The sequence below is a fragment of the Streptomyces sp. NBC_00289 genome, assembly GCF_041435115.1.
GTDB lineage: Bacteria > Actinomycetota > Actinomycetes > Streptomycetales > Streptomycetaceae > Streptomyces.
In genome coordinates, this window is sequence record NZ_CP108046.1 from 6,376,366 (window position 1) to 6,402,359 (window position 25,994).

General features: G+C 72.3%; 22 protein-coding genes, 1 tRNA gene and 1 pseudogene. 13 read left to right on the top strand and 11 right to left on the bottom strand.

Features of this window, described 5'->3' with window-relative positions:
• Window positions 1-191 precede the first annotated feature (191 nt).
• Window positions 192-1,505, top strand: a complete 1,314-nt coding sequence (locus OG985_RS28980; protein WP_371671278.1) for a M6 family metalloprotease domain-containing protein — start codon at window positions 192-194, stop codon at window positions 1,503-1,505.
• Window positions 1,506-1,579: 74 nt separating this feature from the next.
• Here the strand turns inward: OG985_RS28980 and OG985_RS28985 are convergent.
• The 7 genes from OG985_RS28985 to OG985_RS29015 all read right to left on the bottom strand — a co-directional run bounded on the left by OG985_RS28985 (window position 1,580) and on the right by OG985_RS29015 (window position 8,083).
• Window positions 1,580-1,653: transfer RNA gene (locus tag OG985_RS28985), tRNA-Lys, on the bottom strand.
• Window positions 1,644-2,261 (bottom strand): bifunctional DNA primase/polymerase, encoded by a 618-nt coding sequence (locus OG985_RS28990; RefSeq protein WP_371671279.1) that lies wholly within the window; start codon window positions 2,259-2,261, stop codon window positions 1,644-1,646. The genes OG985_RS28985 and OG985_RS28990 overlap by 10 nt, the downstream gene beginning before the upstream one ends.
• A gap of 215 nt (window positions 2,262-2,476) precedes the next feature.
• On the bottom strand, window positions 2,477-2,842 hold the full coding sequence (locus OG985_RS28995; RefSeq protein WP_371671280.1) for a hypothetical protein: 366 nt from the start codon (window positions 2,840-2,842) through the stop codon (window positions 2,477-2,479).
• Window positions 2,843-2,981: 139 nt separating this feature from the next.
• Window positions 2,982-4,322 carry an AAA family ATPase gene (locus tag OG985_RS29000; protein WP_371671281.1) on the bottom strand — a complete coding sequence of 447 codons (1,341 nt, stop codon included), beginning with the start codon at window positions 4,320-4,322 and terminating at the stop codon, window positions 2,982-2,984.
• The gene (locus tag OG985_RS29005; protein ID WP_371671282.1) at window positions 4,319-5,956 is read right to left on the bottom strand and encodes a hypothetical protein; all 1,638 of its coding nucleotides are present in this window, start codon (window positions 5,954-5,956) and stop codon (window positions 4,319-4,321) included. The genes OG985_RS29000 and OG985_RS29005 overlap by 4 nt, the downstream gene beginning before the upstream one ends.
• Window positions 5,947-7,179 carry a hypothetical protein gene (locus tag OG985_RS29010; RefSeq protein WP_371671283.1) on the bottom strand — a complete coding sequence of 411 codons (1,233 nt, stop codon included), beginning with the start codon at window positions 7,177-7,179 and terminating at the stop codon, window positions 5,947-5,949. Before OG985_RS29010 ends, OG985_RS29005 begins: the two co-directional genes overlap by 10 nt.
• Complete coding sequence (locus OG985_RS29015; protein WP_371671284.1) at window positions 7,130-8,083, bottom strand: phosphatase PAP2 family protein; 954 nt, start codon at window positions 8,081-8,083, stop codon at window positions 7,130-7,132. Before OG985_RS29015 ends, OG985_RS29010 begins: the two co-directional genes overlap by 50 nt.
• A 217-nt stretch (window positions 8,084-8,300) precedes the next feature.
• On the opposite strand from OG985_RS29015, the gene OG985_RS29020 reads away from it, so the two are divergent.
• Entirely contained in the window at window positions 8,301-8,897 is a 597-nt protein-coding gene (locus OG985_RS29020) for a histidine phosphatase family protein (protein ID WP_371671285.1), read from the top strand.
• Window positions 8,898-8,965: 68 nt separating this feature from the next.
• On the opposite strand, the gene OG985_RS29025 is transcribed toward OG985_RS29020, so the two are convergent.
• Window positions 8,966-10,435: a hypothetical protein gene (locus tag OG985_RS29025; RefSeq protein WP_371671286.1), complete on the bottom strand. Its 1,470-nt coding sequence runs from the start codon at window positions 10,433-10,435 to the stop codon at window positions 8,966-8,968.
• Window positions 10,436-10,706: 271 nt separating this feature from the next.
• On the opposite strand from OG985_RS29025, the gene OG985_RS29030 reads away from it, so the two are divergent.
• Window positions 10,707-11,126, top strand: a complete 420-nt coding sequence (locus OG985_RS29030) for a hypothetical protein (RefSeq protein ID WP_371671287.1) — start codon at window positions 10,707-10,709, stop codon at window positions 11,124-11,126.
• Window positions 11,127-11,178: 52 nt separating this feature from the next.
• Window positions 11,179-12,048, top strand: coding sequence for a spermidine synthase (locus OG985_RS29035; protein WP_371671288.1), 870 nt, complete (start codon window positions 11,179-11,181; stop codon window positions 12,046-12,048).
• A 37-nt stretch (window positions 12,049-12,085) separates the two neighbouring features.
• On the opposite strand, the gene OG985_RS29040 is transcribed toward OG985_RS29035, so the two are convergent.
• Window positions 12,086-12,619 (bottom strand): hypothetical protein, encoded by a 534-nt coding sequence (locus OG985_RS29040; protein ID WP_371671289.1) that lies wholly within the window; start codon window positions 12,617-12,619, stop codon window positions 12,086-12,088.
• 120 nt (window positions 12,620-12,739) lie between these two features.
• Between OG985_RS29040 and OG985_RS29045 the strand changes: the two genes are divergently transcribed.
• The 9 genes and pseudogenes from OG985_RS29045 (at window position 12,740) to OG985_RS29085 (ending at window position 23,457) form a co-directional block, all read left to right on the top strand.
• Entirely contained in the window at window positions 12,740-13,441 is a 702-nt protein-coding gene (locus OG985_RS29045) for a response regulator transcription factor (RefSeq protein ID WP_371671290.1), read from the top strand.
• Window positions 13,438-14,841 (top strand): sensor histidine kinase, encoded by a 1,404-nt coding sequence (locus OG985_RS29050; protein WP_371671291.1) that lies wholly within the window; start codon window positions 13,438-13,440, stop codon window positions 14,839-14,841. The genes OG985_RS29045 and OG985_RS29050 overlap by 4 nt, the downstream gene beginning before the upstream one ends.
• Before the next feature lie 135 nt (window positions 14,842-14,976).
• Entirely contained in the window at window positions 14,977-16,437 is a 1,461-nt protein-coding gene (locus OG985_RS29055; RefSeq protein WP_371671292.1) for a cellulose binding domain-containing protein, read from the top strand.
• A 264-nt stretch (window positions 16,438-16,701) separates the two neighbouring features.
• On the top strand, window positions 16,702-18,015 hold the full coding sequence (locus OG985_RS29060; RefSeq protein WP_371671293.1) for an ABC transporter substrate-binding protein: 1,314 nt from the start codon (window positions 16,702-16,704) through the stop codon (window positions 18,013-18,015).
• A complete protein-coding gene (locus tag OG985_RS29065) occupies window positions 18,012-18,995 on the top strand; it encodes a carbohydrate ABC transporter permease (RefSeq protein ID WP_371671294.1) in 984 nt (327 codons plus the stop codon). Before OG985_RS29060 ends, OG985_RS29065 begins: the two co-directional genes overlap by 4 nt.
• Complete coding sequence (locus OG985_RS29070; RefSeq protein ID WP_371671295.1) at window positions 18,992-19,885, top strand: carbohydrate ABC transporter permease; 894 nt, start codon at window positions 18,992-18,994, stop codon at window positions 19,883-19,885. The genes OG985_RS29065 and OG985_RS29070 overlap by 4 nt, the downstream gene beginning before the upstream one ends.
• Before the next feature lie 106 nt (window positions 19,886-19,991).
• Window positions 19,992-20,255 (top strand): annotated as a pseudogene (locus OG985_RS29075) (alpha-galactosidase); the annotation flags it as partial.
• Entirely contained in the window at window positions 20,252-22,255 is a 2,004-nt protein-coding gene (locus tag OG985_RS29080; protein ID WP_371671296.1) for a beta-galactosidase, read from the top strand. The pseudogene OG985_RS29075 and the gene OG985_RS29080, both read left to right, overlap by 4 nt.
• A gap of 104 nt (window positions 22,256-22,359) precedes the next feature.
• Window positions 22,360-23,457, top strand: coding sequence for a hypothetical protein (locus OG985_RS29085; RefSeq protein ID WP_371671297.1), 1,098 nt, complete (start codon window positions 22,360-22,362; stop codon window positions 23,455-23,457).
• 85 nt (window positions 23,458-23,542) lie between these two features.
• On the opposite strand, the gene OG985_RS29090 is transcribed toward OG985_RS29085, so the two are convergent.
• Together OG985_RS29090 and OG985_RS29095 are read right to left on the bottom strand one after the other, a co-directional pair.
• Window positions 23,543-24,979: a GH1 family beta-glucosidase gene (locus tag OG985_RS29090; protein WP_371671298.1), complete on the bottom strand. Its 1,437-nt coding sequence runs from the start codon at window positions 24,977-24,979 to the stop codon at window positions 23,543-23,545.
• Between the two features lie 103 nt (window positions 24,980-25,082).
• Window positions 25,083-25,994, bottom strand: coding sequence for a carbohydrate ABC transporter permease (locus OG985_RS29095; protein ID WP_371671299.1), 912 nt, complete (start codon window positions 25,992-25,994; stop codon window positions 25,083-25,085).

A 25,994-nucleotide genomic window follows, 5' to 3' on the forward strand; every position in this document is an offset into this window, starting at 1 on the left:
GTTTCTGCCCGCAGGTGGACGGGTTCTTCGGCCCTCCGACCAGTTGTGACGGTCCGTGAGCGTTTCGGGGGTGTCGTTTCCGTCGGTCACCGCGTCCTCTCACTCTTCTGGTGCAGACAAACAGGACGTAGTACTACAAATGCACACAGGCTGGGTGGCGGTGTCCCGCGAACCGCTTCCCGGAGGTCCACGTGCCGCGTCAGCTCCCTCTCAGGGCAGTCACCCGTGAGGTCGTCGAGCGGCTGGGCCGACTGGGTGCCCGACCTCGACTGCGCAGCACCGCGGCCGTGTTCACCACCATGTCGGCGCTCGCCGCGACCTCGATCCTGACCGGCCCCTCGGCCGCCGAATCGTTCGCCTCGTCGCCGTGCGCCCTCCGGCGCACCACGGCCCACCACTCGGAGGGGCTGGACACCTGGAACGCCGCCTATCCGCGCCCGGCCAGTGCCCTCGACGCGGTGATGGTCTTCCTGTCCTTCCCGGACGCGGCCCCCCGCACCACCCCCGCCGAACTGGCCGCCGACCACTTCCCGGCCACCACCCGCTTCTTCGAACACGCCTCCTACGGCAAGTTCACCCTGCGCCCACACCCGCTGCGGCACTGGATCAGGATGCCGCGGCGCTCGACCTCGTACGCCATACGGCGTGACTGGAGTGCCGCCCACCGTGCCGCCTACCTGCGGGACGCGCTCGCCGCGGCCGACCGGCACGTCGACTTCTCGCGCTACGACCTCGTCTACCTCGTCGCCGACCCGGATGCGCCCGGCGTGGACTCGGACGCCACGAAGGTCGTCAACCTGGACACCCCGCTGCGGGCCGACGGCACGGACATCCGCCGGGTCGTCACGGTGTTCGAGAAGCATCCGCCGGACCAGCTCGTGCTGGCCCACGAGACCGGGCACGTCTTCGACCTGCCGGACCTGTACCACCGGCCGATGGACGGCAAGGGCGACTGGGACACGTACGTCGGCGACTGGGACCTGATGGGTAGTCAGTTCGGTCTGGCGCCCGACCTGTTCGCCTGGCACAAGTGGAAGCTGGGATGGCTGGAACCCCGCCAGGTCACCTGTGTGCCGGGGATCGGTTCCACGGTGCTGACCCTGGAACCGCTGGGCGCGCACCCGGGTGGCCCGGCCGTGGGCGCCGCCGGGGCGCCGGCCTTCGGCCTCGGGCTCGGCACCAAGCTCGCGGTGGTGCGGACAGGCCCCGACAGCGTGCTGGCCTTCGAGGCGCGCGGGCCGATGGGTGACGACGCCGCCGCGTGCCGGCAGGGAGTCCTCGTGTACCGGGTGCGCAGCGGGGAGGAGTCCGGCGGCGGACCGGTGGAGGTGGTCGACGCCCACCCGCGCACCGAGGCGTGCTGGGAGAACTCCGTCTACCCGCCGCTCGCCGACGCCCCGGTCGCACTCGGCGAGAGCTTCACCGTGCCCGGCGACGACGTGCGGGTGGAAGTGCAGGGCCGCACGGCCGCGGGAGCGTGGACGGTGAGGATCACGCCCGGCTGACCCCCGAGCCGCGCACCAACAGAGATGGCGAGGCCGGTTCGCGTTTCCGCGAAACTGCCTCGCCATCGTCATCGTGCGCCGCCAGGGACTCGAACCCCGGACCCGCTGATTAAGAGTCAGCTGCTCTAACCAACTGAGCTAGCGGCGCCTGCTGACGTCGTAGACCTTAGCATCCTGATCGGCGGGAGGAAAAATCGAAATCCGTACGGCCGCGCGGGCCGCCCGCACCGCCGCCCACAGCAGGATTTCCGGGCCGGGCAGCCAGGGGCGACGGGTGTCCGGCGCCACCAGCCAGCGCGCGTCGAACCGGCCCCCGGGGCCGGCGGCGCCCAGCGGCGGGGGCACGGTCACCGCGTCGCCGGTGCCATGGCCCAGCAGCGGCGGGATCGACCCCGTACGGGCGCACTCGCCGTCCCGGTCGCCCCACTCCTCCCAGCGCATCAGCGACGGCAGCCGCTGAGCCGTGCCCGGCGCGGCGAACAGCAGCATCCGCCCCCAGAACACCGCGACCGGCCCCGACCCGGGGCCCTCGTCCCACAGCCGGTCGACCATCCGGCGCCCGAACACCACGGGAGCGCTGACCACGTCGAAGACGGCACCGCAGGGGAGCACGACCGGCGCGTCCGGCCGCTCCTGCCACAGGGACAGGGTGCTGCGCGGGTACGTTCCCGCCGACGCGAGCCAGGCGGCGCCGTCCGGGGTGACCCCCGAGGCGTCGAAGCGGTCGGCGGCGGACTCGTCACGTGTGCGGCTCATGTCGTCAACGTCTACCGGCCGTGAGCGCGCCGTTCCCGAGGGTTGCGGGAAACCGGGACGCGGGAGGGCGGAGGGGAGTATCTTGCCCGCCTGGCATATGCCATCAGGGGTGTGCCGTCAGCCCCGGCACGGGGCTCACCCGGTACGGGCAAACCCGCTGCGGGCTTTCCCGGTACGGGCTTTCCCGCTACGGGGTGCGGAGCCCGCGACCCTGCTCACACCGGGTCGACGTGACCCCTGCCCTCGACACCGCTCAGCAGGTCCCGGCCGAACTCGACCATCTTCCTGGCGTAGTCCTCGGTCCACTCGGCCCGCTCGGCGATGTCCCCCGGGGTCAGCCGGTCGAAGCGACGGGGGTCCGCCAGCTGTGCCGCGGCGATCGCCTGGAACTCCACCGCGCGGTCGGTCGCCGCCCGGAACGCGTGCGTGAGCTCCGTCGCCCGGGCCAGCAGCGCCCTGGGGTCGTCGATCGACTCCAGGTCGAAGAAGTGCTCCGGGTCGTCGGCCACCTGGGTGGGCTCGAAGAGCAGGGGCGCGGGGCGTAGCCGCGGTTCGTTCCGACGCGGCGTGGGCTCCGCCATGTCTTCTCCTCCTCGTACGTTGCCGATGGCCCGTCTGCGGAGTGGGCCACCGTCCATTGTCCCGCGCCCGCGCAAGAGGCCCCGGAACACTCCGGCACCTTCAAGTACGCCGGCCCGCGGGATGTTCCCCCGACCGGGGTCAGGTCCGCCACGTCACCCGGTGCTCGGCCAGTCTGGCCAGCACGGCGTGGTTCGCCTCCCAGCCGTCCGGGAACTTCACGACGGTGCCCAGCTGCACCGGCTCGGTCGACGGATAGTCGTCCAGCAGCTCGCTCACCCCGGCCCGGCACACCACGACGCAGGCGTGCCGGTGACGGGAGGCCAGCACGCACAGACGGCCCGTCTCCAGGTGGAAGGCGGTGGCGTCGGGACGGCCGGAGAGGGGGTGCAGGACGACCGTGACGTCGTACTCGCGGCCCTGGAGGCGGTTCGCGGTGTCGACGATGACGTCCGTGACGCCGAGGTCGGCCAGGGCGGCGCGGACCGCCGCGGCCTGGTCCCGGTGGGCCGTGCCGACCGCGATCCGGCCGGCCGTGAGGGGGGCGGGGTCGGGCGAACGCTCCGAGGTGGCCGCGCCGCCCCGGTCCAGCAGGCGTCGTACGACCGTCGCCACCGCCCGGACCGCCTCCGGGTCGGTGCGCGGGGTGTGCCGCGCGGGCAGCTCGAGCAGGCCCCAGCCCGCCTCGGCGGCCTCGTCGATCACCCGGTCGGGCGGGGAGCCGTCCGAGGGGACGGCGAAGGCGAGTCGCCGGTCGCCGTGTCCGGTGCCGCTGCGGAACGGCGTGTACGGGTAGAAGGCGGCGGAGACCAGGGGCGCGGCCGACGCCGGGAGCCGCCAGGACACCGGCAGGCGGTGCTGCGGCAGCTCGGGGTTGTGGGCCAGAAGAGTGGTCACGGCCGAGGCCGAGGGGTCGTACGACAGGCCCGCCCACTGCTCGCTGCCGACGATCGAGAACGGGTCCAGCTGACCCGGGTCGCCCACGAACAGCGCGTGCTCGAAGAGGCCGGCGACGGCGAGCAGCGCGTCCGAGCGCATCTGGTACGCCTCGTCGACGATCGCGTGCCGCCACGGTTCGTCGACCTTGACGTGCGCCCACTTGGCCGCCGTGGAGACGACCACCGGGAGTCCGGCGAGGTCGACCGCCCTGGCCGAGGTGCGGACGGCCGGCAACGCGTCGAGCGCCTTGTCGTACGGGTCCGCGTCGCTGCTGTGCAGGCGGCCCACCGGCAGCTCGGGGTTCTTCTCGGCGAGCCGGACGACCAGGTCGTCGACCTGGGCGTTGGTCTGCGCGACGACCATCAACGGGCGTCCGGCCTCGGCGAGTTCCAGGGCGGCACGCACGACGAGCGTGGACTTCCCGGCGCCCGGCGGGGAGTCGACGACGACACCGCGGTGGGAGCCGTGCAGGGTGTCGCGGAGGATCGCGTCGGTCGCCCGGCCGGCCTCGGCCCCGGGATCGAAAGCGGTCCGGGTGGTCACAGGACGTCCTCCGGGGTCGGCGGGTCGGCGGGCTCCGGCACGGCCGCGGCCTCGCCCGGCGGGCCGCCGTGCGTCCACGGGGTCTGCTCCGGGTCGGGCAGCTTCGCCCCACCGCGCTGTTCGTGCTCGAAGAGCGTGAAACAGACGAGGTCGCCCTTCTCGGGAACGGACCCCGCATCGGGTTCCTTGCCGCGGCCCATCTTGTCGACGATCCGCAGCACGAGGAGGACGGTGCCGTCCGCGGACTCCTCGGAGTGCTCCGGGTCGTCCCCGGTGGACACCCGGCCGACGAACTCGGCCGCCTGGGGCTTCCCGCCCAGCGACCGGAACACCTTGGCGCGCTCGGCGAGGTGCGGCCGGTCCTCCGTGCGCACGGTCACCAGCGGGCGCGGGCTGGGCCGCTTGCTCTCGCTGTACGCCATGACGACGTCCGTGACCTCGCCCGCGAACGCCTCCCCGGCCAGCCGCCGCCCCGCCATCACCAGCGGGTCGTCCAGGGCCTCCTGGGCCTCCAGACGGGCCTGCTCGCGCTCCCGGGTGGCGAGCTTGTTCGCCGCGGTGACCGCGTCGTCGCGGCGCGGCTGCGGCGGCTCCCCGGCGACGACCCGGTCCCGGTGACCGGTGAACGACCAGCGGTCGCGCGTCCACCGCTCCTCGACGTGCGCCCCCTCCGGCAGCTCCCGCAACAGGTCCAGGCCGCGCCAGACCGCGTCCCAGGTGGGCCGGGTACGGCTGTCGACCAGGTCGCGGATCGCGCGCTCGGCGGCGGTGAGCGCGCCGAGCCGGTCGTCCGCCTCCAGACCGTCCTCGGCGGCGGCCAGCGCGGTGCGGGCCCGGTCGTAGCGCTCGATGGCGGGGGCGAGCAGCCGGTTGTCGAACGCCGGGTCCGTGGCGGGGCCCGCGGGCGGGCACAGCAGCTGGCCCCGGGCGTCCCGGGCCAGCTCGGCGGCCAGGGCGGCCTCCGCGCCCGAGGTGCCGTCCGGCGGCTCGATCCAGGCGAGCAGCGCGCCGAGGTGCTGGTCCTCGAGGCTGGACTGGCCGGTCGCCCAGTGCCGGGCCAGCAGATCCGTCATGGCTGGCAGCAGCGACGATCCGGGCACCCTGGCCCGCTCCGCGAAGTGGGTCAGCCACCGGCCCAGCAGCGGTACCCGGGGCGGCGCGGGGTGCGGCGCCTCCGGGTCCTGGTCCGCCGTACGCCGGAATCGCGTGGAACGCCCGAGCAGCCGTACGAGCTCGATGCCCGCGCGGCTCGGCAGGATCAACTGGGGGGCGTCCGCGCACAGTTCGACCTCGACCTTGACCCGCTTGCCGGTCTCCGGGTCGGTCTCGTTGCGTTCGGCGGTCTCGACGGCGTCGGCGTACGTGTCGAGGTGGGGCAGGACGACGTCGGCCAGTTCGGCGAGGAACGCGAACCGCAGGTCGCGGTCGCGCGGCTGCGGAACGACCAGCAGGTGCGGCGCGTCCCGGTCGGTGCCGACCAGCGCGCCGAGCGGTGCGCCCGCCTCACCGGCGGTGGTGAGCGGCACGAGGACCAGGGGACGGTCGGACAGATGGCGGTGCCGGACCGTGGTGACGGGCTGGGCGCGGCCCGTGGCGACGGCCTCGAGACGGGCCAGGGTGGAGATCAGCGACATACGGCGGCCTCCTGGCCGAGGACGGCCGGGCGGTCCGCACGCGCAGGGTGGCCGCCCAGCGCCTCCGCCCGCAGCCGTGCGGCCCTGCGCAGGGCCGCCACCGCCGGGTCGTCCGGGTCGCCGGCCTCGCCGCGGGCCGCGGCCAGGACGTCCTCGACGGTGGTCAGGCCGCCCAGTTCCGCGCGGACCGGGCGGCCGAGGGTGGTGACCGCGCCGGCCGTGCGGGAGCGCTCGCGGCAGTGGAAGGCGAGCTCGCACGCGGACAGGCACTCGGGCGCGTAGGTGGCCGGCACGGACTCGACGGCGGCGGTGAGCTCGGCGGTCGGCAGGTCCGGGGCGAAGCAGGTGCCCTCGGGCAGGGTTTCGGCGATGTCCTGGATGCGGGTGAGGCGGGTCAGCTGCCGGCCGGTGACGGCGCGCTGCTTGCGGACGTCGACGGCGGACGCGGTGGCCAGGTTGGAGAAGTCCTTGGGGCAGACGAGCAGCACGCGATGGCGTACGCGCGGGGTGACGGTGCCGCCCGGCTCCCCGGGCCTCCCGCTCACCTCCCCGTCGCCGTCCCCTTCCGCCGGTTCCGCGCCGAGCCGGGCGGCGACCTCCTCCAGCGCGAGCACGTAGACCGCGGCCTGTCGCGCGGCCGCGCCGACCTTCGCGGGGTCCGCCGAGCCGTCCAGCATCGGGAACGACTTGATCTCCACGACCGTCCAGCTGCCGTCCGGGTGCACGACCACCGCGTCCGGCTCGAGGAAGGCGGGGGAGCCGGCCACGTCGAGAGCGAGCATCGGGTGGTCGAGCAGCGTCCAGGCTCCGGACGCGGTGGCCTCGCGCAGTGCGAGGACCGTACGCGCGGCACGGCCCTCGGGTCCGATCGCGGAGAGTTCGGGAACCTGTGCGTCCGCCGGTGGCTCCGCGCCCGGATCGAGCTTCTCGTGCACCAGCCGCAGCAGCTCCGCGCCGCCGTCCGCCTTGACCCGCGCCTCGAACGCGTTGCCCCGGGTGAGCGCGAACTGCGACTGTCCGAAGGCGGACGGGGAGCCGAGCGCGCTCGCCAGGTCCGCCTTGTCCACCCCGGCGCCGTCGAGGATCGCGCGCCGGTTGCACCCCGGGTTGGCCGCCAGGGCGGCCAGGGCGCGCGCGTCCAGCGCCTTGGGCGGTACGTCGGGACCGCGCAGGTCAGCGAGCCGCTGCCGGAGCCCCGTCCCCCGCGTCCGTGGAAGAGGCACCCGGCTCGGCTCCGGATCCGATCCGTGACTCGCGCTGCCGTGGAATTCGCTCACCCGCGGAAGTCTGGCATCCGGCACTGACAATCGGGGCCACCGTGTCAGGAGAGCGCGCTGCGACCAGTGAGCCGTGGCCCTCGAACCGCGCCTTGACCCGGTCCGCGCCCCGCAGCACATGCGGGGCGAGCAGCAGCCCGACACCCATCGCCGCCGCACCCGCGACCGCGTCGAGGAAGTAGTGGTTCGCGGTGCCCATCACCACGACCGTGGTGAGCAGCGGGTAGGCGACGCCCAGGACCTTCGTGGTACGCGTCCCGCCGTAGCGCCACAGCATGACCCCGCACCACAGCGCCCAGCCCACGTGCAGGCTCGGCATGGCCGCGTACTGGTTCGTCATGCCGCCCATGCCGCGCGGCGCGCTGGCCTCGCCGCCCCACCAGCCGTACGAGCTGTACTGGGCCATCGTGTCGACGAAGCCGTGGCCCGCCGAGAGGAGGCGGGGCGGGCAGGTCGGCAGCGCGGTGAAGCCGATCAGGCCGATGAAGGTGGACGTCATCAGCCAGGTGCGGGCCATGCGGTAGTGCACGGCACGCGAGCGGAAGAGCCAGATCAGGACCGCGGGTGTCACGAGGTAGTGCAGCGACGCGTACCAGAAGTCGGCCGGTACGCCGATCCAGCTCTCCCGCGTGAAGAGGCGGTTGAGCGGGTGCTCGGCGTTGAGGTGCAGGAACTTCTCGACCCGCAGGATCGTCAGGCCGTGGTCGACGGCGCCGCTGACGTCACCGCGGGCGAGCAGCCGGCCTGCCGAGTAGCAGGCGTACACGAGCACGATCAGCGGCAGCTCGGTCCACCAGCGCAGGCGGGTTCGTGGGCCTGCCCCGATGCCCGGTATCTCGGTCTGCGGCATCCGATCGCCCTCCCCCTTCGTCCCTGTGCGGCCTCCGGTTGACCGGCCGTGCCACTTTACGGCGTATGAGCTCGCCCCCTGTGGGGCGCCCCCGTGGGATCCCCGGCAGGGGGCCCCGGCCCTCAAAGACGCAGAGATCGGCCGCCGGGTTGCCCCCGCCAAGGGTGCGCGATGATGGAACGGTTCCGCCTGTCTTTTCCTCGAAAGGTCACCCCGCATGGCACCGCGCATCCTGCTGGCCCGGCACGGACAGACGGAGTGGTCGCTGTCCGGCAAGCACACCGGCAGGACCGACGTGCCGCTGCTGGAGGAGGGACGGCGGGGCGCCAAGCTGCTCGGCGAGCGCCTGCACCGGGCTCCCCTCGACGGCCTGGCCGGGGTCGAGGTGCGCACCAGCCCGCTGGCACGCGCGCGTGAGACGTGCGAACTCGCCGGGTTCGGCGAGCGCGCGAGCACCTGGGACACGCTGATGGAGTGGGACTACGGCGCCTACGAGGGCATGACCCCGCAGGACATCCAGGAGGTCAGGCCCGGCTGGCTGATCTGGCGGGACGGGGTGCCGGAGGGCGAGTCCCTCGCCGAGGTCACGGCCCGGGCCGACGAGGTGGTCGCGTGGGCGCGGGCGGCGGACCGGGATGTGCTGGTGTTCGCGCACGGGCACATACTGCGGTCCATCGGCGCCCGCTGGCTCGGGCTGCCGATCGACTTCGCGGCGCGGATCAGGCTCAGCCCGACGTCGCTTTCCGTTCTGGGCTGGGCGTACGGGGAGCCGGCGATCGAGAGCTGGAACGACCTGGGGCACCTGGCCGGGTAGCGGTCCGGCTCGGTACGGAGGGCCGTGACGGGCGGCGCCGGCCTGCTGCGACGGCCCGTGGGCCCCGCTCAGGCCGTACGCGGTGACGAGGCGTGCCGCTCGAGGAACCCGGACACCCCCGACGCGCGCCGGTGCGGCCGCAGTACGCGCGCGGTGCCCGCCAGCATCGACTGGATGCGGGACGACTGCACCTCGCCCAGCAGGTCCAGCACCCGCATGCCCGCCGCCGCGGACTCGTCGGGGCGGCCGCCCCGGGCGAGGTCGTCCGCCAGTTCCGCCGTGTACAGCGCGATGTTGCGGGTGAAGTGCGGGTCCTGGAGATGGACCGCACGGCGCGCGTGCCGGGCCGCGCGCTGCCAGTCGCCGAGGGTCGACCAGCACTGGGCCTCCAGCGCCTCCAGCTCGGCCTCCCCGTAGAAGCTCATCCACTCGGGGTCGGCCTCCGAGGGGCCGCGCTCGAAGAACGCGTGTGCACGGGCGAGCGCCTGTTCGCAGGCGGCACGGTCGGCGAGCCCGGCCCAGCCGCCCGCCTCACGCAGCGCGAGCAGCGACATCAGGCGGGGGGAACCGAGCGGGCGCGCGACGCGCTGGGCGGCCTGCGCGGCCCGCACCGCCTCGCGTGGCCGGCCCGCGTCGCGGGCGAGGAACGCCGTGTTGCAGAAGGCGTGCGCCTCCAGGGCGTCGTCGCCGGTCATCCGGGCGGTCGCGAGCGCCTCCGCGTAGTGCGAGCGGGCGTCGTCGAACCGGCCCGAGTCGTGTGCCAGCCAGCCCACCGAGATGGCCAGTTCACCGGCGCCCGAGTGGAGCCGGTCGGAGGTCGCCTGCCGGGTGGCGCCCGCGTCGAGCAGCGCGTACGCGGCACGCAGCGGGGCCGCCGCGCGCCGGTAGAGGCCGTCCGCGCCGTGCCGGTCGTCGAGCAGCCTGATCCGGCGGACGGCTTCTTCGAGGGCGCCGGTCTCGCCGGTCCCGACCCGGCGGACGGGGCGTCCCGCGGCGGCGGCCTCGTGGGCGAGCCCGAGGGGGCCCAGTGAGGCGGCGGCCACCGTGGCGCCCCCGCCGGTCATGAATGCGCGACGCAGCACGTCGCTCTCCTCGTGGATCTCGTGGTGCTCGTGGATCTGGTGTAGGTCGTGCGGGTGGTGCGGGTTCTGCGTCTCATACGGCTCGCGGATCCCTTGCGTCTCACCCGCCACGTACGCCGGGTGGGTGGCGGGTACGGGTGGCGGGTCCTCGGCGGCGCGCCCCCTCCGTCCGCGGACGGACGAGCGGGGGGCGAAGCCCAGGTCGGCGAGCGTGCGGCCGGGAAACATGTGCAGGAACACCCGTTCGTACGCGTAGTTGGGGCAGCGGATCTCGCCGGCCTCGACCCGGCCGACGTAACGCGCGTCGCAGCTGACCCCCTCGCCGATCTCGCGGGCGGCCCGTCGTACCGCCGCGGCGAACTCGGCCGGCGAGCGCTGTCCGCGCAACTGCCGGAAGACGAGGTTCGGCCGCGGTGGTGTGGGGGGCTGGGACGAGGTCACCGTTGACGACGCCATGGCCGGGTCCTCTCGTGCGAACCGTCGAACCATGCCGGACGACGGGTGAGTTGTCCTTGGGTCACCCGGTGTCCGGCGGGCATGAACGTACCCGCTGTGCCGGACCCACCACGCAGGGTTTGGCTACAAAACGGATATCTCATCCGCGATCTGCCATGAACTGCCATCCTTTGCGGCGGACTTCCGCCGTAGCCGTTGACGCGCCGACGCGTTGAACCCCGTGGACCGGGAGCCACCCGACTCCCGATCCGCTCGTCCGAGGAGGGGTTCCGTGGTGGAGGCCGGGATGGAGACCAGCCAGAGCATCGATCGTGGTGCGCGGGCCGGTGTGCCCTCGGGGGCGGGGGCCGGATGCGATCTCGTCACCGTGCCGTCGCGCCAGGGGCTGGAGGCGGTCGACATCCTGCGGCGCGGGGTGGGCGACGCGGTGGGTCCCGTACTGCACGACGACGGGTGCGACACGCTGGGATTCCTGGTACCGCCGGGGACAGCGGACGCGTGGGACGTGCCGGGCAGTACGTGTACGCAGACCAACGGACGGGGGCTGAGCCTGCACCCCCGGCCGCCGGTCGAGGGCTCGGCCTGGCTGCTGCCGCCCGGCGACGCGGACCGCGCTACCGATCCGGCGGTGCTGCGGGCGGCGCTCGGGGAGGCCGCGCGGCTGATCGCGGCGGCGGACAACTGTCGGTGACCCCCACGGAGCTCGCTGAGCCGGTCTCCGCCCGCCCCCTGATAATGACCCCATGGGAAAGTCCAGGAACCCCCGGCGCGGAGGTACGGCCGCCGAAGCCGTCGTCGAGGCCGTCGACGGCGGGCTCGCCGAGCTCATACCCGACCGGGACCGGGCGCGGGCCTGGACCCTGCTGATCGACGGGGCACCGCAGTCGCACGTCGACCTCGCCGATCCGGCGTACCTCTCCTTCGAGTACCAGCGCCGCCTCGGACACGTCATCGATCTCGTCGCGCCGACCGGAAAGCCCGTCCACGCCGTGCACCTCGGCGGCGGCGCGCTGACCCTGGCCCGTTACGTCGCCGCCACCCGCCCCCGCTCCACCCAGCAGGTCGTCGAGCGGGACGCGACCCTGGTGCAACTGGTCCGCCGGGAACTGCCGTTGGACCCGAACGCGCGGATCAGGGTGCGCTCCGTCGACGCCCGCGAGGGACTCGCCAAGGTGCCCGACGGGTGGGCCGACCTCGTCATCGCCGACGTGTTCAGCGGCACCCGGACCCCGGCCCACCTCACCTCGACCGAGTTCCTCGACGAGGTCCGCCGGGCCCTGAAACCCGGCGGTTGTTACGCCGCGAACCTCGCCGACGGGCCGCCGCTCGCCCACCTGCGCGGCCAGATCGCCACCGCGGCCGCCCGCTTCGCCGAACTCGCGCTGGTCGCCGACCCGACGGTGCTGCGCGGCAAACGCTTCGGCAACGCGGTCCTGGTCGCCTGCGACCATCCGCTGCCGGTCGCCGAACTCACCCGCCGGGCCGCCTCCGACCCGCACCCGGCCCGGGTCGAACACGGCAGCACGCTCAAGGACTTCACCGGCGGCGCCGTACCGGTCACGGACGCGGCGGCGGTGGCCTCCCCGGCCCCACCGCCGTCCGTCTTCCGGTGACCACGACCGCGCACCGTCCCTCCGCGGCCGCGCGCCCTCAGTAGGTGCCCACTTCCACCCGTGGTGGCCCGTCGTGCCAGGTGCAGAACACCGACACCCGGTCCGCGCCCGAGGAGAACTCCACCCGGATCCACGACTCCGTCTTCCACACCTGCATCGACCAGCCCGCGCCCGGCGTGGCCGACACGAGGGTCGCGGACGTCCTGCCGAGGTCGAAGACCGCGCGGCCGCCGTCGGTGTCGTATGCCTTGACCTCACCCGAGGTGGTCCCGGAGGTGGGGGAGGGGCCGGCGTCCGCGGAGCGGCTCGGTGTCGGGGTGGGCTTCGCGGCCGTCCTGTCCGGTTTCCGCGACGGGCTCTTCGGCGAGCTCCCGGACGGGGAGGGCCGGTTGGTGGAGGAGGCCAGCGGCTTCGACTCCTGTGTGGTCGCGTCGGCCGCCGCGATCGGCAGGGCGCGCGGCGGGTCGTACACCGTGCCCGCCATCACCGTGTGGACACCCCACCACGACAGCGTGACCGCCGCGCCCGTGGCGAGCGACCAAGCCAGTACGTGTACGAGTCCTCTGCGCATCGCGGCCATACTGCCTCACCCGTCCCACGGGTGCCCACCGGTCGGCCATCGGTTGTCCACAGGAACGGAGTTGTCCACAGGCCCCGACCGGGCTCGTGCGCATGGCGTACGGTGCGGCGCATGGCAAGTGTGCTCGTGGTCGAGGACGACCAGTTCGTACGCTCGGCGCTCATCCGGCATCTGACCGACGCCGCACACACCGTGCGCAGCGTCGGTACGGCGCTGGAGGCGCTGCGCGAGGTCGCCCAGCTCCGCTTCGATGTGGTCATCCTCGACCTCGGACTGCCCGATCTCGACGGCTCCGAGGCCCTGAAGATGCTGCGCGGCATCACCGACGTCCCTGTGATCATCGCCACCGCGCGGGACGACGAGACGGAGATCGTCCGCCTGTTGAACGCCGGGGCGGACGACTATCTCACCAAGCCGTTCTCCGTCGAGCACCTGTCGGCCCGGATGGCGGCGGTCCTGCGCCGGTCCCGCGCCACCGGTGAGGCCGCGCCGTCCACCGTGATCCGGGTCGGCGGCCTGACCGTCGACCCGCTGCGCCGCCAGGCCGAGCTGGACGGCGCCCGACTGGACCTCACCCGCCGCGAGTTCGACCTGCTCGCCTTCCTCGCCGGCCGGCCGGGTGTCGTCGTACCGCGCAGGGAACTGCTCGCCGAGGTGTGGCAGCAGTCCTACGGCGACGACCAGACCATCGACGTCCATCTGTCGTGGCTGCGGCGCAAGCTGGGCGAGACGGCCGCGGCACCCCGCTATCTGCACACCCTGCGAGGGGTCGGCGTGAAGCTGGAGCCGCCCGGGGCGGAGCCGCCGCGATGAGATGGGCACTGGTCAAGGTCTGCCTCGCGGTCACGACGATGGTCGTGGTCGCCTTCGCGGTCCCGCTCGGACTCGTCATCAAGGAGATGGTCCGGGACCGCGCGTTCTCCAACGCCGAGCGGGAGGCCGCCGCCGTGGCGCCGGCGCTGTCCATCACCACCGACCGCGACCAGCTGGAGCGGGTCGTCGCCTCGGCCGGCTCGGACGCCGGGATGGCCGTGCACATACCGGCGAGCGACGCGGTGGCCGCCGAGGACATCGGCCGCCAGCGTGCCGCCGACAAGGACATCGACACCGTGCGCAGGCTGGGCCGCGCCTCCACCAGCGAGGTGTCCGGCGGCTCCACGCTGCTCCAGCCGGTCGCGCTGAGCTCCGGCGAGATCGCCGTCGTCGAGGTGTACGTGCCCGAGTCCGAGGTCAGCAACGGCGTCGGCACCGCCTGGGCGGTGCTCGCCGCGGTCGGTGCCGCGCTCGTCGTCGGCTCGGTCGCGGTGGCGGACCGGCTGGGCGTACGGATGGTGCAGCCGGCCCAACGGCTCGTCGAGAGCGCGCACGAACTGGGGGACGGGCAGCTGGGGGCCCGGGTGCCCGAGGAGGGGCCGACCGAACTGCGGCTGGCGGCGGTCGCGTTCAACTCCATGGCCGACCAGGTCGTACAACTGCTGGCGAACGAGCGTGAGTTGGCGGCCGATCTGTCACACCGGCTGCGCACGCCGCTGACCGTGCTGCGGTTGAACGCGGCCTCGCTCGGCCAGGGACCGGCCGCCGACCAGACGCGGGCCGCCGTGGCGCAACTGGAGCGCGAGGTCGACACCATCATCCGGACGGCCCGGGAGGCCAAGCCGCAGACCGCGGCCGCCGGTCCCGGCGCGGGCTGCGACGCGGCCGAGGTGGTCCGGGAGCGGATGGGGTTCTGGTCGGCGCTCGCCGAGGACGAGGGCCGCAAGTGGCGGGTGGCCGGGGCGGACCGGCCCGTGCGCATACCCGTGGCCCGGACCGATCTGGCCGCCGCCCTCGACGCGCTGCTCGGCAACGTCTTCCGGCACACCCCGGAGGGCACCGCCTTCGCGGTCGACGTGCACAACGGCGAGGACGCGGTGATCGTGCTGGTGTCGGACGCCGGGTCCGGAATCCGGGACCCGGAGGCGGCGATGGCGCGCGGGAGGGGCTCCGGCAGCGACGGCTCGACCGGGCTCGGCCTGGACATCGTGCGCCGGCTCGCGGAGGCGACCGGCGGTGACGTGCGGATCGGGTCCTCCGTGCTCGGCGGCACGGAGGTGCGGATCTGGATCCAGCTGGACGGCCGCGAGCCGGTGCGGCGGGGACACCGGGGGTCCGTGCGCCGCCGTCGGCGCGGCAGATTGGTCTCTACCTTTAACCGTCCCCGATCCCTTCCTTAAGCGCGCCCTAAGATCCCCGACGCCCGCCCGGAACAGGCGCTTTGTCCGACTCCGGATCGCTAGCGTGCTGCCCTCACCCCACCCCCGGAAGGCCCTCGGCCGTCCGGATCCGTGAACGGCGAAGGCAGGCACGCGATGAGCACGCACCGGCGCAAGGTCAGTGGCAGAAACAAGGCGATAGGCGGCGTCGTCGCCGCGGCCGTGGTCGGTGGCGGCGCGATCCTGCTCACCGGCACCGCACAGGCCGCCGGTGTCGGCGCCGCGTACACCAGGACCAGCGACTGGTCGACCGGATACACCGCGCAGTACGTCGTCACGAACAACAGCGGCCAGGCGGAGAGCACCTGGAAGCTGGAGTTCGACCTGCCCTCGGGCTCGAAGCTCAGCTCCCTGTGGAACGGCGAGTCGAGCGTCAGCGGGCAGCACGTCACCGTCAGGCCGCCCAAGTGGGACACGGACGGGCTGGCCGTCGGCGAGGCGGTCACCGTCGGCTTCGTCGTGAACGGCACCGGCGACCCGGCGGGCTGTCTCATCGGCGGCGCGAAGTGCTCCGCCGACGACGGGGCCACCCCCGAGCCGAGCGGCCGCCCGACCCAGTCCGCCACCCCGACGGCGACCCCCACCGCGACCCCCACGCGGACCACCGGTCCCACCTCCACCCCCACCGCGTCCCCCTCGCAGAGCACCGGCACCGGTACCCCCGCCACCGCCGGTTTCGCCCCGTACGTCGACACCTCCCTCTACCCGGCCTTCGACCTGCTCGCGAGCGCCGAGGCCACCGGCGTGAAGAACTACAACCTCGCCTTCGTCACCGACGGCGGCGGCTGCACCCCGAAGTGGGGCGGGGTCACCGACCTCGCGAGCGACGGTGTCGCCTCGCAGATCGGGGCGCTGCGCGCCAAGGGCGGCGACGTGCGCGTCTCCTTCGGCGGCGCGTCCGGCTCCGAACTGGCGACGACCTGCTCGTCGGCGGACGCGCTGGCGGCGGCGTACGGCAAGGCCGTGGACGCCTACAAGCTCACCAAGGTCGACTTCGACGTCGAGGGCGGCGCGCTGCCCGACGCGGCCGCGAACACCCGCCGGGCCCAGGCCGTCGCCAAGCTCCAGCAGCAGCACCCGGGTCTGGACGTCTCCTTCACCCTGCCCGTCATGCCCGAGGGCCTGACCCAGGACGGCGTGAGCCTGCTGTCCAACGCCAAGTCCAACGGCGTGAAGATCGACACGGTCAACATCATGGCGATGGACTACGGCCCCGCGTACAGCGGTGACATGGGCAGCTATGCCGAGCAGGCCGCCACCGCCACGCAGGCCCAGGTCAAGGGCGTGCTCGGGCTGTCCGACAGTGCCGCCTGGAAGGCGGTCGCCGTCACCCCGATGATCGGCGTCAACGACGTGGCCTCGGAGATCTTCAAGGTCGACGACGCCTCCCAGCTCGTGACGTTCGCGAAGAGCAAGGGGCTCGGCTGGCTGTCGATGTGGTCCGCGACCCGGGACAAGCAGTGCCCGGGCGGTGCGAAGAACTCGGCGGACGCCACCTGTAGCTCCGTGGTCCAGGACGCGCACGCCTTCTCGAAGGCTTTCGCCGCCTTCCAGTAGGCCGCGACTCCCGTCGGCCGGCGCTTCCGCGCAGGTCGGAGGCCCGGAAGGCGCGCAGCCGCATGGCTGTGCGCCTTCTGTCTTTGCCAGCACATGGGCGGTGACGTCGATTACGTTTCGACAACTGGAGGCATGACCTCTTGACGCATGACGGACATACGAGTGTTATTGCGCCACCGTGTTCGGTCACGTTGGTTTCTGGTCGGTTACGACGACTGCAAGCACGACGCATCCGGCCGAACCCTGTTTCGTCAGGAGCCGTTCATGTCCGATCTCACCCCCTCCGGCCTCTCCCGTCTCGCTCCCAGCCGCCGCGGCCTGCTGAGGGGCATCGGCGGTGCCGCGGTTCTCGGCGCCGGCATACCGCTGCTGAGCGCCTGCGGCGACAGCGGCTCGGCCAGCGACCCGAAGACCGTCTCCCTCGGGTCGAACTCCTCCGACGCGGTGCCGAAGAAGGCGTTCGCCGAGATCTACGCGGCCTTCACGAAGCAGTCCGGCATCAAGGTCGACGTGAACACCAAGGACCACAACACCTTCCAGGAGCAGATCAACTCCTACCTGCAGGGCACGCCCGACGACGTCTTCACCTGGTTCGCCGGCTACCGGATGCAGTTCTTCGCGGCCAAGAAGCTCGCCACCCCCATCGACGACGTGTGGGCGAAGATCGGGGGCAACTTCCCCGACGCGATGAAGAAGCTCAGCAAGGGCGAGGACGGCAAGTACTACTTCGTGCCGCTGTACACGTACCCCTGGGCGGTCTTCTACCGCAAGAGCGTCTTCGAGCAGCACGGCTACACCGTCCCCACCACCTGGGACCAGCTGGTCGCCCTGTCGAAGCAGATGAAGAAGGACGGCCTCGTGCCGATCGCCTTCGGCGACAAGGACGCCTGGCCGGCCATGGGCACCTTCGACCAGATCAACTTCCGCCTCAACGGCTACGACTTCCACAAGTCCCTGATGGCGGGCGAGGAGTCGTGGACCGACGCCAAGGTGAAGGCGGTCTTCGACCACTGGGCCGAGCTGATCCCGTACCACCAGGACGGCTTCATGGGCCGCACCTGGCAGGACGCGGCCCAGACGCTGGTGTCGAAGAAGGCCGGCATGTACGTGCTGGGCACCTTCGTGGCGCAGCAGTTCACCAACAAGGCCGACGTGGACGACCTCGACTTCTTCGCCTTCCCGGAGATCAACTCCGCGTACGGTCAGGACACCGTCGAGGCGCCGACCGACGGCTTCATGCTCAGCAAGGACCCGAAGAACCACGCGGGCTCGGTGAAGCTCCTGGAGTACCTGGGCACCCCGGAGGCCGAGGCCGTCTACCTCAAGGCCGACTCGAGCGTCGTCGCCGCCTCCAGCAAGGCCGACACCTCCTCGTACACGGCGCTCCAGAAGAAGGCGTACACGATGATCAGTGAGGCGAAGAGCCTCACCCAGTTCATGGACCGTGACAGCCGTCCCGACTTCACCTCGACGGTGATGCAGCCCTCCCTGCAGAAGTTCCTCCAGAACCCCAAGGGCGTGGACAGCCTGCTGGCGTCCATCGAGCGCCAGAAGAAGACGATCTTCGCCTCCTCATGACCACCGACCTCCCCACGCAGAAGTCCCCGGAGGCGGCCGAGGTGCCGCCTCCGGGCACCGCATCCACGAGCAAGCGGGTCCCGCGGGGTCACCGACGCCTGCTGACCCGCCGCGACCGCATCACGCTCGGCCTGATGGCCGGCGTGCCGACGATCCTGCACGTCCTGCTCGTCTGGGTCACCGCCCTGGCCTCGATCGCCCTGGCCTTCACCACCTGGGACGGCATCGGCTTCGACGCCATCAAGTGGGTCGGGCTGCAGAACTTCAAGGACCTGTTCAACGACAACCCGCAGTTCTGGCCGGCCCTCCAGCACAACATCATCTGGTTCGTCGTGCTCATCGCGATCCCGACCCCGTTCGGTCTGTTCCTGGCCGTGCAGCTGGACAAGAAGATCCGCTTCAGCCGGGTCTACCAGACCGCCTTCTTCCTGCCCGTCGTGGTGTCGCTGGCGGTCACCGGGTTCGTCTGGCAGCTCATCTACAACCCCGACACGGGCCTGATCAACAGCCTCATCGGGGCCAACAAGCCCGGCCACTACATCGACTGGATCGGCGACCCGGACCTCAACCTGTGGGCGGTCCTGATCGCCGCCTCCTGGCGGCACACCGGGTACATGATGATCCTCTACCTGGCCGGCCTGAAGGGCGTCGATCCGTCCCTGCGCGAGGCCTCCTCGCTGGACGGCGCGAACGAGTGGCAGACGTTCAAGAACGTCATCTTCCCGACGCTGCGGCCCACCAACACCGTCGTCCTGGTCGTCACCATCATCGAGGCGTTGCGCGCCTTCGACCTGGTGTTCGTCTTCAACAAGGGCGCCCAGGGCACCGAGCTGCTGTCGATCCTGATCACCAACAACATCATCGGCGAGTCCAGCCGGATCGGCTACGGGTCGGCGATCGCCGTCGTCCTGCTGGTGATCTCCCTCGTCGTGATCATCCCGTACCTGATCGCGACCTTCCGGAAGGAGCGGCGCGCATGAGCACCTCCACCGTCGCGCTCGGCGCGAAGCAGCGCACCCCGCTCCGCCCGGCGCGGGTCCTGCTGCACGTCTTCCTCGTCGTCACCTCGCTGGTCTGGCTCGCCCCGCTGCTGTGGGCGGTGTTCGCGGCCCTGCGGCCGTACGCCGAGACCAGTGACAAGGGCTACGTCTCCTGGCCGGACAAGCTGAGCTTCGACAACTTCACGAACGCGTTCGAGCAGTCCGACATGATGCACTACTTCGCCAACACGCTGATCATCGCGGTCCCCGCCGTGCTGCTGACGCTGGTGCTGTCGTCGATGGTCGCGTTCTACGTCAGCCGCTTCGACTTCCGGGTCAACCTCTTCCTGCTGCTGGTCTTCACGGCGGGCAACCTGCTGCCGCAGCAGGTGATCATCACCCCGCTGTACCGCCTGTATCTGCTCGTGGACCTGCCGGGCATCACGGCCAGCGGCAAGCTGTACGACTCCGCGCTCGGCCTGGTCCTCATCCACGTGGCGTTCCAGTCCGGCTTCTGCGCCTTCGTGCTGAGCAACTACATGCGCATGCTCCCGCACGAGCTGACCGAGGCCGCGCTGGTCGACGGCGCCTCGGTGTGGCGGATGTACTGGCAGATCGTCCTGCCCCTGTGCAAGCCCGCGATGGCGGCCCTGGGCACCCTCCTCTCGATCTGGATCTACAACGACTTCTTCTGGGCCATCGTGCTGATCTCCACCGGCGAGAACATGCCGATCACCTCGGCGCTGAACAACCTCTCCGGCCAGTACTTCACCGACCCCAACCTGGTCGCCGCCGGCGCCCTGCTCACCGCGATCCCGACGCTGATCGTGTACTTCGCGCTGCAGCGGCAGTTCGTCAGCGGCCTGACGCTGGGAGCCAACAAGGGCTGACCGGTCCCGTCGACCAGGCCGGACCAGCCCCCTTTTGTGAAAGAGAACCACCGTGCCCCACCCGTTCACGCCGCTGGCCTCCGTGCCGGTGGACCACCGCACCGCCCGCGTCCACGAGGCCGGCGACTACAGCCAGCCCGGCCAGGACCCGGCCGAGTTCACCGGCGCCGGCCGCCAGTGGCAGCACGGCCGCCTCTGGGTCAACGACCCCGACTGCCTGATGGCCCGCCCGGCGGTGGAGACCCGCGAACGCTGGGCCGCGCACGTCGAGGCGACCGGTGGCCTGATGGCCTCCAGCGACCGCCTGCTGTCCCTCGACGCCTGGGGCGTCACCACAACCCGACGCCTTCTTGGGGGAGTTGACCAGTGAGCCGCAGCCTCTCCGTTCCCGGCATCGCGTACGGCGGGGACTACAACCCCGAGCAGTGGCCCGAGGAGGTCTGGGCCGAGGACGTACGCCTGATGCGTGAGGCCGGCGTGACCATGGTCAGCGTCGGCATCTTCTCCTGGGCGCTGCTCGAACCGTCCGAGGGCGTCTACGACTTCTCCCGCATGGACCGCGTCCTGGACCTGCTCCACGCGAACGGCATAGCCGCCGACCTGGCGACCCCGACCGCCGCGCCCCCCGCCTGGTTCTTCCGGGCACACCCCGAGGCCCTGCCCGTCGACCACGACGGCCGCACCCTCTCCTACGGCAGCCGCCAGACGTTCTGCCCGAGCAGCCCCGCCTACCGCGCGGCGGCCCTGCGGATCGCCGGCGAACTGGCCCGGCGGTACGCGGACCACCCGGCCGTGGTGATGTGGCACGTCCACAACGAGTACGGCTGCCACAACGCCGAGTGCCACTGCGACACCAGCGCGGCCGCCTTCCGGGTGTGGCTGCGCGCCCGGTACGAGAACCTGGACGCGCTCAACGACGCCTGGGGCACCGCCTTCTGGAGCCAGTGGTACTACGACTGGGACGAGATCATCCCGCCGCGCTCGACGGGCGCGGTCCCCAACCCGACCCACCGGCTCGACTGGCGCCGCTTCTGCAGCGACGCCCTGCTGTCGCTGTACGAGGCGGAGCGGGGCGTCCTGCGGAAGGCGGCACCCGCGCAGCCCGCGACCACCAACTTCATGGTGGGGCACAGCTTCGACGCGCTGGACTACTGGCGCTGGGCCCCAGAGCTGGACATCGTCTCCAACGACCACTACCTGCGCTCCACGGACCCGGAGTCACAGATCGACATCGCGCTCAGCGGCGACCTGGTCCGCTCCCTCGCCGGCGGCCGCCCCTGGTTCCTGATGGAGCACTCCACCGGCGCGGTCAACTGGCAGCCGGTCAACCGGGCCAAGAACCCGAGGGAGTTGCGCCGCAACGCCCTCGCCCACGTGGCGCGCGGCGCCGACGGCATCGCCTACTTCCAGTGGCGGGCGGCGAAGGCGGGCGCCGAGCAGTGGCACTCGGCGATGCTGCCGCACGCCGGTACGGACAGCCGGATCTGGCAGGACGTCGTCGCACTGGGCGCGGACCTGAAGGCCCTGGCCGAGGTGCGGGGCAGCACGGCCGCGGCCGAGGTGGCGGTGGTGTGGGACTGGGACGCCAAGTGGGCCCTGGAACTGCCCTCCCAGCCCAGCGACCAGGTCCGTCACCTCGACCTGGTCCGGTCCTGGTACGAGCCGTTGTGGCGCTCGGGCATCGCGGTCGACTTCGTCCGCCCGGACGCCGACCTGTCCTCGTACCGCCTGGTCCTGGCGCCCAGCCTGTACCTCGTCGACGACGAGTCCGCGGCGAACCTCACCGACTTCGCGGCCCGCGGCGGCACGCTCGCGGTGGGCTTCCACAGCGGCGCGGTCGACGAGAACTGCCATGTCCGGCTGGGCGGTTACCCGGGCGCGTTCCGTGAGGCGCTCGGCGTCCGCACCGACGAACTGTTCCCGCTGCTGCCGGGTGAGAAGGCGGACCTGACCGGAGGCGGTACGGCGTCGCTGTGGACGGAGCGGGTACGCCTGGCGGGCGCGCGGGCCGTCACCTCCTACACCTCCGGCCCGCTGCCCGGCGTACCGGCGGTGACCCGGCACGCGTACGGGACCGGCACCGCCTGGTACGTGGCGACGCTCCCCGACGCCGGCACGCTCGCCGCACTCCTGGACCGGGTCTGCGCCGAGGCGGGAGTGGCGTCGGTCCGTGTCACACCGGAGGGCGTGGAGGCCGTGCTGCGGCGGGGCGAGGCGGCCGACTACCTCTTCCTCGTCGACCACCGGGGAGCCGGTGCCGAGGTTCCGGTCGCCGCCGACGCCGTCGAACTCCTCACGGGCGAGCCCCTGAAGGGCGGCACGGTCACCGTGCCACCGGGGGGTGTCGTGGTCGTCCGGGAGCCGCGCTGACCCGAGCGACCCGAAGGGGGACATAGGCCCTCTTGCCGCCCGGTTGAGGGCCTCCTACCCTGCTCTTCCCATATGCGTCATCCGTCGACGAGGGGGAGGCGGCGTTGCCCACGGCACCGTCCCGTGAAGAGATGCTCCAAGCCGTCGAGGAAAAGGCCGCCCGGTACGGCGTCCACACCTCCCTCTCCGCTCCGGGCGCGGCCTACCTGGTCTGGCAGTCGGTGTTCGAGTGCCGGGTCGTGCGCTCCATCCGCAGCGAGGAGGAGACGGCGAAGCGGGTCAAGGGCCGGCCGAAGGGCATCGCGGGCCGGCCGACGTACACCGACCTCGCCGGCCACCCCGTCGAACCGCCCGCCGACCCCGCGAACTCCGGGCGGGTCGAGCTCGTCAAGGACGGTTCGCTCGGCGAGGAGTCCTGCGGTGACTGCGTCGAGGGCAGGAAGGACTGCCCGGTGTGCGAGGGGCAGGGCGGGCGTCAGTGCGCCCGCTACGTCGAGTGCGAGACCTGCCACGGCGGTCCCGACGCCTGCTGGGAGTGCAACGGCACCGGCCACCCGCGCACCCGCCGGGCCCGGACCACGGCCCGGCCGCGCCCCCAGGGCGCGGAGCAGCGTGCCGCGTGCAGACGGTGCAAGCGGGCGGACGTGGCCTGCCCGACGTGTCTCGGGCAGCGCGAACGGGAGTGCGTGACGTGCCGGGCGAAGGGGTTCGTCACCTGCCAGACCTGCAAGGGCGCCAAACGCGTGCGGGACGAGGCGTGCGGCGGCACCGGCCTGTTCACCGTGTGGACCGAGGGGGCCGTCATCCACACCCCGGACCGCGACGAGGTGAGGCGGCCCGCCCCGCTGGCCCTGAAACTCCGGACGGACGCCAACGGCGCCTGGAGCGGAAGCCGTATGACGGGTGTCGGCGAGGAACTCCCGGACTACCTGGAGGACGCCCACCGCAAGGCGATCGTCCCCCGCCTGGCCGCCAAGGAGCGCGAGGTACGCCGCCACGTCACGCTCCGCTACCTGCCGCTGGCCCGCGTCGAGGTCCACGCCGACCCGGACCGCGTCTACTACGCCTTCCCCGGTCCCGCCGGCATCGAGGTCCAGGGCCTCCCCTCGAAACGGCGCGTCGCGCACCTCACCGCCCTCACGTCGGCGGCCCTCGCGCTGGTCGCCCTCGTCACCGTGGTGGCCGTGTTCGTCGTGCGGTGACCGCCGCCCGCCGCGCCGCGCACAGCGGGGCGCGGCACGCCCCCACGACGTGCCGCGCCCCTTTCCCCGTCCCCGGGTCGGGTGGTCAGGTGATCAGGCCCGTTTCGAGGGCGGGGAGGGTGCCCGTGCGTGCCGCCTGGCCGTACCAGTGCGCGCTGGACTTCGGGGTGCGGGCCAGCGTCGCGTAGTCGACGTAGACCGCGCCGAAGCGCTTCTCGTAGCCGTAGGCCCACTCGAAGTTGTCCATCAGGGACCACAGGTAGTAGCCGCGGACGTCAGCGCCGTCGGCGATCGCCCGGCGGACCGCCGCCAGGTGACCGTGCAGGTAGGCGATGCGCTCGGGGTCGTGGACTCGGCCTTCCGGGTCGGGCTTGTCGTCGTAGGCCGCGCCGTTCTCCGTGATGTAGAGGGGCAGGCCCGGGGCCTCCCGCGTGTAGCGCGTGATCAGGTCGTGCAGGCCCGTCGGGTCGATGGTCCAGCCCATCTCGGTGCGCTCGCCCGGCGTCTGGTGGAAGGCTACGTCGTCCGCGCCCGGCCACGGGGTGTGCGGGCTGGCACCGTGACCGTCGGCGCGGGGCCCGCTCACCTCGGTGTCCGCCGCCGACACCAACGTCGGCGTGTAGTAGTTGAGGCCCAGCGCGTCCAGCGGCTGGTTGATCGCCACCAGGTCGCCGTCCTGGACGTACGACCAGTCGGTGATCAGCTCCGTCGCGGCGAACAGCGTCTCCGGGTACGCGCCGTGCAGCATCGGGCCGTGGAACACGCCGTTGGCCAGGTCGTCGATCTTGCGGGCCGCCGCCAGGTCGGCCGCGTCCTGCGAGAACGGCCTGACCACCGAGGAGTTGAGGCTCACCGCGACGGAGTTGCGGGCCGGCATGGCCGACCGCAGCGCCGACGTGCCGAGGCCGTGCGCCAGGTTGAGGTGGTGGGCCGCCTTGAGCGAGGCCGCCGGGTCCGTACGCCCGGGCGCGTGCACCCCGGAGCCGTACCCCAGAAAGGCGCTGCACCAGGGCTCGTTGAGGGTGATCCACTGTTCCACGCGGTCGCCGAGCGCCGCGCCGACGATCTGCGCGTACTCGGCGAAGCGGTACGCCGTGTCCCGCTCGGGCCAGCCGCCCGCGTCCTCCAGCTCCTGCGGCAGGTCCCAGTGGTACAGGGTGATGGCGGGCTTGATGCCGTGCGCGAGCAGCTCGTCGACCAGGCGGCGGTAGAAGTCCAGGCCCACCTGTACGGCAGGGCCACGGCCGGTCGGCTGCACCCGCGACCAGGAGATCGAGAAGCGGTACGCGGTCAGGCCCAGGTCCGCCATCAGCGCCACGTCGTCGCGGTAGCGGTGGTAGTGGTCGACAGCGATGTCACCGGTCTCGCCGCCGGCCGTCTTGCCCGGCGTATGGCTGAAGGTGTCCCAGATGGAGGGCGTGCGGCCGTCCTCCCGCACCGCCCCCTCGATCTGGTACGCGGAGGTCGCGGCGCCCCAGAGGAAGGCGGGAGGAAAGGTCACCGGCGTTACGGGCTCAGGCATGAAAGCGCTCCCATAGGAGGTCGTGAAGACCGACGGATGAGGGGAGGAAAGGGGAAGGAGAGGCCGGGGCGGCGGTGACCCGGCCCCCTCCGGGAAGCAGGGCTCAGCCCTTGACGGCGCCCTGCATGATGCCGCCCACGATCTGCTTACCGAAGATCGCGAAGACCAGCAGCAGCGGCAGCGTGCCCAGCAGCGCGCCCGCCATGATCAGGGACTGGTCGGGCGTGTATCCGCGGCCCAGTCCCGCGACCGCCACCTGCACGGTCGGGTTGCCGGTCTGGCTCAGCACCAGGAACGGCCACAGGAAGTCGTTCCACGTCTGGACGAACATCAGCATGCCGAGCACCGACATCGCGGGGCGCGCCGCGGGGAACACCACGTGCCACACCACCCGCCAGCTGCTCGCGCCGTCCACCCGGGCCGCCTCGATGATCTCGTCGGGCAGCGCCTGGATCAGGTACTGCCGCATGAAGAACACACCGAACGCGCTCACCAGCGAGGGCAGGATCACCGCCTGGAGCTGGTCCGTCCACTCCAGCTTGGCGACCATCATGTACAGCGGGATCACGCTCAGCTGCGGCGGCACCATCATCGTGCCGATCACGATCAGCATCAGCGCGCCGCGGCCTCGGAAGCGCAGCTTGGCGAAGGCGAACCCGGCGATCGTCGACAGGAACACGACGGTCGCCGCCGAAGTCCCCGCCACGATCGTGGTGTTGACGAATGCCTTGCCCAGATTGGCGTCGTTCCAGGCGATGTCGAGATTGCGGAAGAGGTTCGAACCGAACCAGAACGGCGGCGGAGTCTGCGCCAGCCGGTTGTTGTCGCGGGAGGCGGCGATCGCCGTCCACACCAGTGGGAACAGCGAACCGATGGTGAACAGGCCCAGGATGATGTAGGCGATCGGGCCACCGTGCAGTTGCCCGCCGGCCCGCGCGGACTTCGGGCGGCGCACCCGCCGGGCCGCCGGTACGGCGTCCTCGGGCGGTGCGGCGGTCGTGGTCGTCGTCGTCAC

Excerpts from the sequence above, each read along its gene's own strand:
- OG985_RS28990 (WP_371671279.1), bottom strand. The coding sequence starts at position 2,261 with ATGAGCCGCACACGTGACGAGTCCGCCGCCGACCGCTTCGACGCCTCG.
- OG985_RS28995 (WP_371671280.1), bottom strand. The coding sequence starts at position 2,842 with ATGGCGGAGCCCACGCCGCGTCGGAACGAACCGCGGCTACGCCCCGCG.
- OG985_RS29005 (WP_371671282.1), bottom strand. The coding sequence starts at position 5,956 with ATGTCGCTGATCTCCACCCTGGCCCGTCTCGAGGCCGTCGCCACGGGC.
- OG985_RS29015 (WP_371671284.1), bottom strand. The coding sequence starts at position 8,083 with ATGCCGCAGACCGAGATACCGGGCATCGGGGCAGGCCCACGAACCCGC.
- OG985_RS29020 (WP_371671285.1), top strand. The coding sequence starts at position 8,301 with ATGGCACCGCGCATCCTGCTGGCCCGGCACGGACAGACGGAGTGGTCG.
- OG985_RS29025 (WP_371671286.1), bottom strand. The coding sequence starts at position 10,435 with ATGGCGTCGTCAACGGTGACCTCGTCCCAGCCCCCCACACCACCGCGG.
- OG985_RS29035 (WP_371671288.1), top strand. The coding sequence starts at position 11,179 with ATGGGAAAGTCCAGGAACCCCCGGCGCGGAGGTACGGCCGCCGAAGCC.
- OG985_RS29040 (WP_371671289.1), bottom strand. The coding sequence starts at position 12,619 with ATGCGCAGAGGACTCGTACACGTACTGGCTTGGTCGCTCGCCACGGGC.
- OG985_RS29045 (WP_371671290.1), top strand. The coding sequence starts at position 12,740 with ATGGCAAGTGTGCTCGTGGTCGAGGACGACCAGTTCGTACGCTCGGCG.
- OG985_RS29050 (WP_371671291.1), top strand. The coding sequence starts at position 13,438 with ATGAGATGGGCACTGGTCAAGGTCTGCCTCGCGGTCACGACGATGGTC.
- OG985_RS29055 (WP_371671292.1), top strand. The coding sequence starts at position 14,977 with ATGAGCACGCACCGGCGCAAGGTCAGTGGCAGAAACAAGGCGATAGGC.
- OG985_RS29060 (WP_371671293.1), top strand. The coding sequence starts at position 16,702 with ATGTCCGATCTCACCCCCTCCGGCCTCTCCCGTCTCGCTCCCAGCCGC.
- OG985_RS29065 (WP_371671294.1), top strand. The coding sequence starts at position 18,012 with ATGACCACCGACCTCCCCACGCAGAAGTCCCCGGAGGCGGCCGAGGTG.
- OG985_RS29070 (WP_371671295.1), top strand. The coding sequence starts at position 18,992 with ATGAGCACCTCCACCGTCGCGCTCGGCGCGAAGCAGCGCACCCCGCTC.
- OG985_RS29090 (WP_371671298.1), bottom strand. The coding sequence starts at position 24,979 with ATGCCTGAGCCCGTAACGCCGGTGACCTTTCCTCCCGCCTTCCTCTGG.